The sequence below is a fragment of the Acidovorax sp. KNOB132 genome (assembly GCF_057541515.1).
Window position 1 is genome coordinate 1 of the sequence record NZ_BAAJYT010000010.1, and the last position, 11,712, is coordinate 11,712.

Annotated in this window: 11 protein-coding genes; 6 read left to right on the forward strand and 5 right to left on the reverse strand. The window is 68.7% G+C overall.

From position 1 onward, the window contains the following. Positions 1-190 precede the first annotated feature (190 nt). Genes AC27IO_RS03115 through AC27IO_RS03135 form a run of 5 tightly spaced genes read left to right on the forward strand, consistent with a single transcriptional unit; the run spans position 191 to position 4,733 of the window. Positions 191-1,201 carry a sulfate ABC transporter substrate-binding protein gene (locus AC27IO_RS03115; RefSeq protein ID WP_498737239.1) on the forward strand — a complete coding sequence of 337 codons (1,011 nt, stop codon included), beginning with the start codon at positions 191-193 and terminating at the stop codon, positions 1,199-1,201. A gap of 3 nt (positions 1,202-1,204) precedes the next feature. Further along, positions 1,205-2,092, forward strand: a complete 888-nt coding sequence (gene cysT, locus AC27IO_RS03120) for a sulfate ABC transporter permease subunit CysT (protein WP_272569058.1) — start codon at positions 1,205-1,207, stop codon at positions 2,090-2,092. Further along, positions 2,089-3,015, forward strand: coding sequence for a sulfate ABC transporter permease subunit CysW (gene cysW, locus AC27IO_RS03125; protein WP_284403923.1), 927 nt, complete (start codon positions 2,089-2,091; stop codon positions 3,013-3,015). Before cysT ends, cysW begins: the two co-directional genes overlap by 4 nt. 13 nt (positions 3,016-3,028) lie before the next feature. Next, entirely contained in the window at positions 3,029-4,153 is a 1,125-nt protein-coding gene (locus AC27IO_RS03130) for a sulfate/molybdate ABC transporter ATP-binding protein (protein WP_272569061.1), read from the forward strand. 46 nt (positions 4,154-4,199) lie between these two features. Continuing rightward, a complete protein-coding gene (locus AC27IO_RS03135; RefSeq protein WP_487089755.1) occupies positions 4,200-4,733 on the forward strand; it encodes a disulfide bond formation protein B in 534 nt (177 codons plus the stop codon). Between the two features lie 72 nt (positions 4,734-4,805). Here the strand turns inward: AC27IO_RS03135 and trhO are convergent, their stop codons facing one another. Both trhO and AC27IO_RS03145 read right to left on the reverse strand, forming a co-directional pair. Continuing rightward, positions 4,806-6,479, reverse strand: a complete 1,674-nt coding sequence (gene trhO, locus AC27IO_RS03140) for an oxygen-dependent tRNA uridine(34) hydroxylase TrhO (RefSeq protein WP_498737243.1) — start codon at positions 6,477-6,479, stop codon at positions 4,806-4,808. Positions 6,480-6,531: 52 nt separating this feature from the next. Beyond that, positions 6,532-7,410, reverse strand: a complete 879-nt coding sequence (locus tag AC27IO_RS03145) for a LysR family transcriptional regulator (protein ID WP_498737245.1) — start codon at positions 7,408-7,410, stop codon at positions 6,532-6,534. 129 nt (positions 7,411-7,539) lie between these two features. Between AC27IO_RS03145 and bla the strand changes: the two genes are divergently transcribed. Beyond that, positions 7,540-8,466 (forward strand): class A beta-lactamase, encoded by a 927-nt coding sequence (gene bla / locus AC27IO_RS03150; RefSeq protein ID WP_498737247.1) that lies wholly within the window; start codon positions 7,540-7,542, stop codon positions 8,464-8,466. 28 nt (positions 8,467-8,494) lie between these two features. Here bla and argA read toward each other — a convergent pair whose 3' ends face one another. The 3 genes from argA to AC27IO_RS03165 form a co-directional block, all read right to left on the reverse strand. Beyond that, a complete protein-coding gene (gene argA / locus AC27IO_RS03155; protein WP_284412906.1) occupies positions 8,495-9,841 on the reverse strand; it encodes an amino-acid N-acetyltransferase in 1,347 nt (448 codons plus the stop codon). Between the two features lie 88 nt (positions 9,842-9,929). Further along, entirely contained in the window at positions 9,930-11,291 is a 1,362-nt protein-coding gene (locus tag AC27IO_RS03160; RefSeq protein WP_498737249.1) for an NAD(P)/FAD-dependent oxidoreductase, read from the reverse strand. A 126-nt stretch (positions 11,292-11,417) separates the two neighbouring features. Beyond that, the gene (locus tag AC27IO_RS03165) at positions 11,418-11,660 is read right to left on the reverse strand and encodes a hypothetical protein (protein ID WP_284412915.1); all 243 of its coding nucleotides are present in this window, start codon (positions 11,658-11,660) and stop codon (positions 11,418-11,420) included. Between the last annotated feature and the right edge of the window lie 52 nt (positions 11,661-11,712).

Sequence of the window (11,712 nt, forward strand, 5' to 3'; positions counted from 1 at the left end):
TTTTTGTAGCTAAACGCCATAGTACCCATTGCGCTGGAGGCATTTTTGGCTGAAATCCACCATGCCGCCCCTTGGTTTTGCCGGGGTTCTATATTCTGGAAATCGATTAATTAACAAGAATATATTCTTTTGAGTTTTAAGCGCTGCCGCCCACAATCGGTTTCACTTTTTCAGTAACGAGGGCGCAGACATGACTTCCCGGACAAAACTCAAGACTTTCCTGGCCATGGTGGCCCTGGTCGCTGGCGGCGTCGCGTCGGCACAGACGTCCACGCTGCTGAACGCTTCCTATGACGTGGCCCGCGAGTTCTACAAGGACTACAACCCCGCCTTCGCCGCCCACTACAAGAAGACCACCGGCAAGGACGTGAAGATCGACCAGGCCCATGGCGGCTCCAGCGCCCAGGCCCGTGCGGTGAACGACGGCCTCGACGCCGACGTGGTCACGATGAACACCACGACCGACATCGACTTCCTCGCCACCAACGGCGTGGTCGCCAAGGACTGGGCCAAGCGCTTTCCCAACGATGCATCGCCTACCACCTCGACCATGCTGTTCCTGGTGCGCAAGGGCAACCCCAAGAACATCAAGGACTGGGACGATCTCGCCAAGCCCGGCGTGCAGGTCGTCGTGGTGAACCCCAAGACCGGCGGCAACGGCCGCTACGCCTACCTGGCGGCCTGGGGCAGCGTGCGCGAGAAGGGCGGCACCGACGCCCAGGCCGCTGAGTTCGTGGGCCAGGTGTTCAAGAACGTCCCCGTGCTGGGCAAGGGTGGGCGCGATGCCACCAGCATCTTCCTGCAGCGCAACACGGGCGATGTGCTGATCACGTTCGAATCCGAGGTGCTGTCCATCGAGCGCGAATTCGGCAAGGGCAAGGTCGATGCGGTGTACCCCTCCAGCAGCGTGCTGGCCGAAAACCCAGTCGCGGTGGTCGAGCGCACCGTCGCCAAGAAAGGCACGGGCGAACTGGCCAAGGCCTATCTGGACTACCTCTACTCCGATGAGGCGCAGGAGATCGCGGCCCGCCACGCGCTGCGTCCGCGTTCCGAAGCGGTGCTGAAAAAGCACGCCGACCTGTTCAAGCCCGTCAAGCTGTTCACCGTGGCCAAGTATTTCGGCTCCCTCGGCGAGGCACAGAAGGTGCACTTCAACGACGGCGGCCAGTTCGACAAGCTCTACACCCCCGGCGCCAAGTAAGACATGAACGCTGCGACCTCTGCCTTGCCCGGCGCCGCCGTGGCGTCCACGGGCGGGGCCCGGCGCAGCCCGAAGCGGGTTCTGCCCGGCTTCGGCCTGACGCTGGGCTACACCATCTTCTACCTGAGCATCATCGTGCTCATCCCGCTGTCGGCGCTGGTCTTCAAGACCTTCACGCTGACCTGGGACCAGTTCTGGACCGCCATCAGCGCGCCGCGCGTGCTGGCGTCCTACCGGCTCACCTTCGGCGCGTCGTTCATCGCGGCGGTGGTCAACCTCGTGTTCGGCCTGCTGATCGCCTGGGTGCTGGTGCGCTACCGCTTTCCGGGCAAGAAGATCGTCGATGCCCTGGTGGACCTGCCGTTCGCGTTGCCCACGGCGGTGGCGGGCATTTCGCTCACCGCCTTGCTGGCCGGCAACGGCTGGGTCGGGCAGTACCTGGAGCCGCTGGGCATCCAGCTGGCCTTCAAGCCCGCCGGCGTGGTGATCGCGCTGATCTTCATCGGGCTGCCCTTCGTGGTGCGCACGGTGCAGCCGGTGCTGGAAGACGCCGAGAAGGAGCTGGAAGAAGCCGCCACCAGCCTGGGCGCCACGCGCTGGCAGATCTTCACGCGCGTCATCCTGCCTGCGATCACTCCGGCGCTGCTCACGGGCTTTGCCATGGCGTTCGCGCGGGCGGTGGGTGAATACGGCTCGGTCATCTTCATCGCGGGCAACATGCCCATGATCTCCGAGATCACGCCCCTCATCATCATCGGCAAGCTGGAGCAGTACGACTACGCGGGCGCCACGGCGGTCGCGGTGGTGATGCTGGTGATCTCCTTCGCGCTGCTGCTCGTCATCAACGCATTGCAGGCCTGGCAGCGCCGCCACGCAGGAGCCCCGGCATGACTTCCACCGCTTCCAACTCCGGCGGGCGCAACGTGGTGCGCCGCGCCCAGGCCGGCACGACCGAGGCCCCCTGGGTGCGCTGGACGCTGATCGGCATCGCGCTCGCGTTCCTGCTGCTGTTCCTCGTGCTGCCGCTGGCCGCCGTGTTCACCGAGGCGCTGCGCAAGGGCTTCGGTGCCTACGTGGCGGCGCTCAAGGAGCCCGATGCCTGGGCCGCCATCCGGCTGACCCTCATCACCGCGGCCATCGCGGTGCCGTTGAACCTGGTGTTCGGCGTGGCGGCGGCCTGGGCCATCGCCAAGTACGAGTTCCGGGGCAAGGCGTTCCTGACCACGCTGGTGGACCTGCCGTTTTCCGTCTCGCCCGTGGTGGCCGGCCTGGTGTACGTGCTGATGTTCGGCGCCAACGGCTGGTTCGGCCCCTGGCTGGCGGCGCACGACGTCAAGATCATCTTCGCCGTGCCGGGCATCGTGCTGGCGACCATCTTCGTGACCTTCCCGTTCATCGCGCGCGAATTGATTCCGCTCATGCAGGCCCAGGGCAGCGACGAGGAGCAGGCGGCCATCGTGCTGGGCGCGAGCGGCTGGCAGACCTTCTGGTACGTGACGCTGCCCAACATCAAGTGGGGCCTGCTGTACGGCGTGATCCTGTGCAATGCGCGCGCCATGGGCGAGTTCGGCGCGGTGTCGGTCGTCTCGGGCCACATCCGCGGGCAGACCAACACCATTCCGCTGCACGTGGAGATTCTCTACAACGAATACCAGTCCGTGGCGGCGTTCGCTGCGGCCTCGCTGCTGGCCCTGCTGGCACTGGTCACGCTGGTCATCAAGTCCATTGCCGAATGGCGCAACGAGCAGGAGCGCAAGGCCGCGGCCGCGCTGCCGCCCGAGCGCCCCGCACCCGCCGCCGTGGGCGCGCGCTGAACGAAAGCACACCATGAGCATTGAAATCCGCAACATCAGCAAGCAGTTCGGCAGCTTCCAGGCACTGCGCGACGTGAGCCTGGACATCCAGTCCGGCGAACTGATCGCGCTGCTCGGCCCCTCGGGCTGCGGCAAGACCACGCTGCTGCGCATCATCGCGGGGCTGGAGACGCCCGACGTGGGCACTATCCATTTTTCGGGCGAGGACACCACCGACGTGCACGTGCGCGACCGTGGCGTGGGCTTCGTCTTCCAGCACTACGCGCTGTTCCGGCACATGACGGTGTTCGAGAACGTCGCCTTCGGCCTGCGCGTGAAGCCGCGCGGCGAGCGCCCGAGCGATGCGCAGATCAAGCAGAAGGTGACCGACCTGCTCAAGCTCGTGCAGCTCGACTGGCTGGCCGACCGCTATCCGTCGCAACTGTCCGGCGGCCAGCGCCAGCGCATCGCCCTTGCGCGCGCCCTGGCGGTGGAGCCCAAGGTGCTGCTGCTGGACGAGCCCTTCGGCGCGCTCGATGCCAAGGTGCGCAAAGAGCTGCGCCGGTGGCTGCGCCGCCTGCACGACGAACTGCACGTGACCAGCATCTTCGTGACCCACGACCAGGAGGAAGCCCTGGAAGTGGCCGACCGCGTGGTGGTCATCAACCAGGGCCGGATCGAGCAGAGCGGCTCGCCCCAGGAGGTGTGGGACCAGCCGGCCAGCCCGTTCGTCTATGGTTTCCTGGGCGACGTGAACCTGTTTCGCGGCCGCGCCCACGAAGGGCTGGTGCACGTGGAGGGCATGGCCATCGATTCGCCCGAGCATGCGGGCGCCCAGAACGCCAGCGCCTTTGCCTATGTGCGTCCGCACGATCTGGACGTGCAGCGCTACTCGCCCGGCGAGGGCGTGGACGCCGACGGGCGCCCGCGCGGCATCGTCGCGCAGCTCAGCCGTGCCATCGTCGTGGGGCCGATCGCGCGGCTGGAACTTATTCCCGATGCCGACCACAAACCAGCGGACAATGCGAGCCCCGACTCGGTGATCGAAGCGCAAATTCCTGCGCAGCAGTACCGGGAGATGGGTTTCAGGGAGGGTGAAACGCTGGTGGTCACACCGCGCCGCGCCCGCGTTTTTCTGGACCACGCCGCCGGTATCTGATGCAGCCTTCGAGGGCTGCCGACCGCGGCCTTCAAGGACAAGAACAATGGTGTTGAACTGGTTGGATGCCGCGCCCCGCCGCGTGCTGGGCCTCATCGCGGCGGCCTGCGTGGCCATGCTGGCTTTTGGCATGTACCTGCAGCATGTCGTGGGGCTCGAGCCCTGCCCGATGTGCATCGTGCAGCGCTATGCGCTCATCGGGGTCGCCGTGTTTGCGGCCCTGGCCAGCGCCCGGGGCACCCGGGGCTGGTGGATGTCGTGGGCCGTCCTGGCGCTGCTGTCGTCGGGATTCGGCGCCTTCGTGGCGGCGCGGCAAAGCTGGCTGCAGTGGTACCCGCCCGAGATCGCCACCTGCGGTCGCGACTTCTACGGAATGATCGAGCACTTCCCCATCGGCCGCGCGATCCCCATGATCTTCCGCGGTTCGGGCGACTGCGCCGCGGTGGACTGGACCTTTCTTGGAGGCTCCATCGCCAACTGGTCGTTCATCTGCTTCGTGCTCATGGCCGTCGTGCTGCTGGTGCTGCTGGCCCGCGGCGGGCGAGCGGGTGCCAATCGCCGCCCGCTGGCTGCGGCTTGAAACCGGCCTGAACCCCGTTGAATGAAAAAGGCGCCTTGAACAGGCGCCTTTTTCTTGGGCGTTGCAAATCCGTCAGATCGGTGCTGGCGCTGCCATGGGCTCCTGGGCGGGAAACACCGGGCCCCGGGTTCCGGGCACCCAGGGCGCCATCTTGTCCATCACCTGCGTGAACGCCGTGCTGGCCTCCCATGCTGCCAGCCACTTTCGCACATGGGGCCAGGGGCCCGCCTGCCAGTCCGTGGCGTCGATGCCTGCGAACTGGCGCACGAACGGCATGATGGCCACGTCGGCCAGCGTGGGCCGCGGGCCGCACAGGAAGGCGTGTTGCGCCAGCCGCTCGTCCCACTGGGTCAGGAACGCGGTGGCGGTGGCCTGGGGCGTTGGCGCGTCCTCCACGCCGTCCCCCGTGCCGGTCTGCTGCGGATAGCGGTTCGGGTACTTGCAGCGGTCCAGGGCCTGTTTGAAGGTGCCGTCGCAGGCCGCGATGAGCGCATCGGTGTCCCGGGCCGCTGCGGCATCTTCGGCCATCCAGCCCTGTGGATCGTGGCGAGCGAGCGCCCAGCGCATGATCTCCAGGCTTTGTTCCAGCACCTGGCCATCGGGCAGCACCAGCACGGGCACCGTGGCTTTGGGCGATGCGTCCCGCAGGGCTTGCGGCTTGTCGCGCAATACCACCTCGCGCAATTCACAGGCCTGCCCGCTGGCCGCGATCGCCATGCGGGCCCGCATGGCGTAGGGGCAGCGGCGAAAGGAATACAGCACGGGCAGGCCGCTGGGCGCGTCCGATGGTTGACCATCGGACTGCGCCACACCGGAGGAGCCCAGGCGCGCACCGATGTGGTCCTGCCCGCGCTGCCGCGCGAGCACCATCTGTTGCTCGCGCTCGGCCAGGGCGCGCTCCTGCTCGGGCGTGCGCGTGCCATGGCAATAGGGGCAGCTCACGCCGGGGCGGTACTGGGGCGATGCGAGTTCGGCCTCGCCCAGCGGCATGCGGCAGGACCGGCACAACTGGTGCCGGCCCGTGGACAGGCCGTGGCCCACCGACACGCGTTCGTCGAACACGAAACAATCGCCGTGCCAGCGGCTGTCTTCGGCGGGCACGTCTTCCAGGTACTGCAGGATGCCTCCGTCCAGGTGGAACACCTCGTCGAAGCCCTGCGACTTGAGCAGGGCGGTGGACTTCTCGCACCGGATGCCGCCCGTGCAGAACATGGCCACCTTGGGCCGGTGTGCCAGCACGCCGCCCGGCGCGCGCTGCTGCTCCACCCAGGCCGGAAACTCCGTGAAGCTGCGCGTGCGCGGGTTGATGGCCCGGGCGAAGCTGCCGATGCCCACTTCATAGTCGTTGCGCACGTCGATCACCACCACCTCGGGGTCGTCGATCAGGGCGTTCCATTGCGCCGGCGGCACGTGCGTGCCGGCATTCCGTGCCGGGTCCAGTCCGGTCACGCCCAGGGTGACGATCTCGCGCTTGAGCCGCACCCGCATGCGGTAGAACGGCATGCGGTCGCCCAGCGCCTCCTTGTGGCGCAGGCCGGCCAGCCGCTCATCGGCACGAAGCCAGGCCAGCACGGCCCGCACGCCTGCGGGCTCCCCTGCGATCGTGCCGTTGATCCCCTCTGGCGCCAGCAGCAGCAGGCCCCGCACGCCATGGGCCTCGCACACGGATTGCAGTGGTGGCTGCAGTGCGGCGCAGTCGGGCAGATCGACGAAATGGTAGAGGGCGGCGGTGAGGATCTCGGGCATGGGGTGGCGATGATAGCGGGGCATCTGGAACGGCCGGGGCGCGGGCGGCCGATCAGGCCGGGTTGCTCGAAGGACTGCCGCAGCCGGCCAGCAGCCAGCCGCGAAAGGCCTGCAGCGCAGCACTGGGCGGGCGGGATTTCAAGCGCGTGAGCCAGTAGGCACCCAATGCGATGCGCGTGCCGAAGGGCTGCACGAGCCGCCCCTGTTGCAACTCCCTTTGAAAAAGCCGCACCGGCAGCAGCGCTACGCCTGCACCCTGCGCGGCGGCCTCGGCCAAGGCCAGGGAGGAGTCGAACACCGTGCCCCGCACGAGCGGGCAGGGCACACCGGCCGCGCTGAACCAGGCGGCCCACTCGTCCGCGCGGTACGAACGCAGCAGCGATTCGTGCGCCAGGTCGGCCGGCGCTCGCAGCCGGGGGGCGATGGAGGGCGCGCACATGGCGGACAGCGGCGCTTCCAGCAGGCGGTCGGCCTCGGTGCCATGCCAGGCGCCGTCCCCGAACCGGATGGCGCAGTCCAGTCCCTCGCCCGCGATGTCCACCCGGTTGTTGTGCGTGAGCAGGCGCAGGTCCACGAAGGGGCACGCCTGCTGGAACTCGCGCAGCCGCGGCAGCAGCCACCCCACGGCGAAGGTGCCCACGGCGCCGACGGTGAGCACTTCGCGGGGGCGGGTGTCGCTGAACTGCTCCAGGGCACCGGCAATGCGGCCGAACGCATCGGCCAGCACCGGCAGCAGGGCCAGGCCTTCGTCCGTCAATGCCAGTCCACGCGGCAGGCGCCGAAACAGCGGTTTGCCCAGGCGCTCTTCGAGGTTGCGGATGTGCTGGCTGACCGCGGTCTGGGTCACGCACAGCTCTTGGGCTGCACGGGTGAGGTTGAGGTGGCGCGCCGAGACCTCGAAGGCGCGCAGGGCATTGAGGGGCAGGTGCATGGCGTCGGAATCAGGCAGGCAAGTAGCAAGCAGTTTTTCTTGGGGCTCTTCCCGATTATTGTCGATGGTGCTCTGGCCGACATGTCTCTATCGTTCGGGTCTTCTTGCTTTCAACGACAGGTTCATTCCATGCAAAGACGCCAGTTTTCCTTTGATCTCTTCGCCGCCGTGGCCGCCGCTTCGACGGCCGCCTTGTGGGCCGGCCCGGCCCATGCTGCCGCGCCAGCGGGCCAGCGCAACGCGCGGGAGGTGGCCTGGCAGGCCGCTATGCGGCAGCTTGAATCGGCACTGGACGGCCACCCCAAGGCGCGGCTCGGGGTCGCCATGCTCGACACCGGCTCCGGGCTGTCGCTGGGCTGGCGCCAGGACGAGCGCTTTCCCATGGCCAGCACCTTCAAGCTGCTGCTGGCTGCCTGGATACTGGAGCGGGTCGACCGGGGCCAGGAGGCGTTGGACCGCCGGGTGCATTTCGACGCGTCGGCGCTCGTCGCCTATTCGCCGGTGACGGAAAAGCGGGTGGGCGACGTCGGCATCACGGTCGGCGAGCTGTGCGAAGGCACCGTCACGCTGAGCGACAACACCGCAGCCAACCTGCTGCTGTCGCGCCACGGCGGCCCGCAGGGCTTCACCGCCTTCGCGCGGAGCCTGGGCGACACGGTGACGCGGCTGGACCGCACCGAGCCCACGCTGAACGAGGCCATCGCGGGCGATCCGCGCGACACCACCACGCCGCAGGCCATGCTGCAGTCGCTGCGCAAGGTGGCCTTGGGCGATGCGCTGAGCCCGGCCTCGCGTGCCCAGCTGGTCGAATGGATCGTGGCCACGAAGACGGGCGACAAGCGGCTGCGTGCCGGCGTGCTGGGCTGGCGGGTGGGCGACAAGACGGGCACGGGCAACCAGGGTTCGTCCAACGACATCGGCGTGCTATGGCCGCCCGGCGGCGGTGCGCCCATCGTGGTCACCTGCTACATCACCCAGACCACCGCCACGCCGGAAAAGCGCGATGCCACCATCGCCGAGGTGGCGCGCCAGGTGGCCCGGGCGGTCGCCGCCTGAGCGGTGTGGTCGCAGGCCGGGCCGCCGCCTACAGTTTCTTGACGAGCACCTGGCTGCGGCGGTCCCAGTTGTACTTGCGCTTGCGGGCTTCGGGCAGCCACTCGGGGTCCACGGGCTGGAAGCCGCGCTTGATGAACCAGTGCATGGTGCGCGTGGTGAGCACGAACAGGCTGGTCAGGCCCATCCCCCGCGCCCGCTGCTCGATGCGTTTGAGCAGCTTTTCGCCGTCGCCCGTGCCCTGGCTGTGCGGTGAAACGGTCACGGCCGCCATCTCGGCCGTGCTGCCCTCCGGATAGGGGTAGAGCGCCGCGCAGCCGAAGATCACACCGTCGTGTTCAATGATGGTGTAGTTGGCGATGTCGCGTTCGATCTCGGTGCGGTCGCGCTTGACGAGCGTGCCGTCCTTCTCGAACGGCTCGATCAGTTGCAGGATGCCGCCCACGTCGTCCGGCGTGGCCTCGCGCAGTTCTTCCAGCTTCTCATCGACCACCATGGTGCCGATGCCGTCGTGCACGTAGATCTCCAGCAGCAGCGCACCGTCCACCGCGAAAGGAATGATGTGGCTGCGCTCCACGCCGTTCTGGCAGGCCTTCACGCAGTGCTGGAGATAGAACGCGGTGTCGGTCGGCCGCTGGCTGGGCGGCACGCGGGCCAGCATCTGCCGGGCCTGGGCCAGCGGCAGCTCCGTGTCGATGGGGTTGTCGTCGCTCTCGGGCTCGTCGGGGTTCATGCGGATGCCGGGCACTTCGCACACGAAGACCAGCTTGTCGGCCTTGAGCGCGATCGCCACGGAGGTCGCGACCTCTTCCATCGTCAGGTTGAAGGCCTCGCCGGTGGGCGAGAAGCCGAAGGGCGACAGCAGCACCAGCGCGTCCATGTCGAGCGAGCGCCGGATGCCCGCCACATCCACCTTGCGCACCAGGCCCGAATGCTGGAAATCCACCCCGTCCACGATGCCCACGGGCCGCGCCGTCAGAAAGTTGCCGGAGATCACGCGCACCGTGGAGCCCGCCATCGGTGTGTTGGGCAGGCCCTGGCTGAAGGCGGCCTCGATCTCGTAGCGCAACTGGCCCGCGGCCTCCTGCGCGCAGTCGAGCGCCACCGAATCGGTGACGCGGATGCCGTGCGAATACTTCTCGGCATGCCCCTTGGCCGCGAGCTGCTCGTTCACCTGCGGGCGAAAGCCGTGCACGAGCACGATCTTCACGCCCATCGCCTGGATCATGGCCAGGTCCTGCGCGATGGCCTGGAGCTTGCCGGCCGCGATGGCCTCGCCCGTGAGCCCGATCACGAAGGTCTGGTGGCGGAACTTGTGGATGTACGGCGCCACCGAGCGGAACCAGGGGACGAAAGTGAAGTTGAAGACGGCGGACATGGCGAAAGGTGAAGAGAGCGGGGACTGCACCCTGCGGAGCGGCGCAGGTTGCGTGGGGAGGGCGGGGGCGTTTTCCGCTGCGGCCGAATTATCGTCGCCATCGCTGCGGACGGAACGGCGCCAGGTCGATCTCGGGAGGCTGCCCGTCCATGCACTGCGCCACCACCTGTCCCGTGCGGGCCGAAGCGCCCAGGCCCACATGGCCGTGGCCATAGGCATGGATGAGGTCCGCGCAGGCGCTGGCGGGGCCGATGCAGGGCAGTCCGTCGCTGGTGCTCGGACGCCGGCCCATCCAGAAGCGGGCGCCGTCCTCCAGCGCGGCGCGGGGCAGCGAAGGGTACAGATCGAACAGGTGTCCCAGCAGGATGCGGGCGCGGCGCCAGTCGGGTGCGGCGTGCAGGCCGGCGATCTCCACCTGGCCCGCCACCCGCAGGCCGTGCGCCATCTGGTGCACGATGAGCTTGCGGTCCATCACCATCGTGGAGGTGCGGGGGCCGGCGGGCGCGGGCTCCCCGGCGCGGGCCTGCACGTCCAGCATCGCGTGGTATCCGCGCTCGGTGTCCAGCCACACACGGTCGCCGGCGGCTAGCGCCAGCGGCCGCGAATAGGCGCCCGCCGCGATGACCGCACCCTGGCAGGGCAGGTCGCCCTGGTCGGTCCGCACGGCGTGCAGGCGGCCTGCCTCGATGTGCAGCCCGGTGGCCTGGCCCGTGACCCAGCGCGCGCCGAGGGATTGCGCATGGGCCACCAGGGCCGCGAGGTAGGCGCCGGGGTTGGCGCAGTGGCCGGCTTCGGCCACGCGCACGCCGAAGCCGTAAGCCGGGGCCAGGTCGGGCTCCTGTGCGCGCAGGCTGGCGCCTTCCACCGTCTCGAACGCGATGCCTTCCTCGCCGCGAAGCCGCCAACCCAGCGCATCCGCCTCGAAGTCCGCCCGCGAGCGGTAGGCGTGCAGCAGGCCGCGCTGGGCCACCAGATGCGGGACGCCGGCTTCGCCGGCCAGCCGGGCATGCAGCGCCGGCGCATCGCGCAGCAACTGGCGCAGGGCATGCGCGGTGCGGGCCACGTGCGCAGGCGTGCGGCCCGAGCGCAAGAAGCGCCACAGCCACGGCAGGGCGCGGGGCAGGTAGCCCCAGCGCACGGTGAGCGGGCCTTGCGGGTCCAGCAGGTAGCCAGGCACCTGCTTCCACATGCCGGGCCCTGCGGGCGGAAGAATGGAATGGGAAGACAGCCAGCCCGCATTGCCGTAGCTCGTGGCTTCTTCGCCGGCGGGGGCATGGGGGTTGAGCAGCGTGACTTGGCGGCCGGAGCGCAGCATCTCGATCGCGCACACCGTGCCCACGATGCCGGCTCCGATCACCACGACGTGCCGGCGCCGGTCGGCAGGCCCGGTGGCTCTGGCCTGGGTGGCGTGTTCGGCAAGGGCGGGAGTGGCGGAGGCTGTGGCGGGCATGTGTGCGGCTGCGCAGGGCAGCGAGGAGGAGAGGGGGTGTGGGCCGGACCCGGTCGTGCCATTTTTCCACGAAAGGGTCCGGTCCACGGTGCCCTGCCGGCCTGGTGCCCGGTAAGCACCGGCGAATCAGCCGTCCTCGCCGCGGCGCACGGCACGCTGCAGCGCCATGCGGTCGGCGCGGCGCTGCGCGCCCTGGCTGCGGATGTGCTTGCCTGCCGCGGCGCTGGTGCCGCGCGCCGCCAGCGCGCGGGCCACCGGGTTGCGCGGCGGTGCGCTGGCTTCGAGGTGCAGCACCATCGGCTGCTTCATGCGGCGCAAGGCCTTGACCCGGCCTTGCTGGAAGGCGCGGGAACGTTTCTGAGCACTCATGTGCGATTCCTGAAAAGCAAAAAGCCCCGGCTGAGCAAGCCAGGGCTTTCGT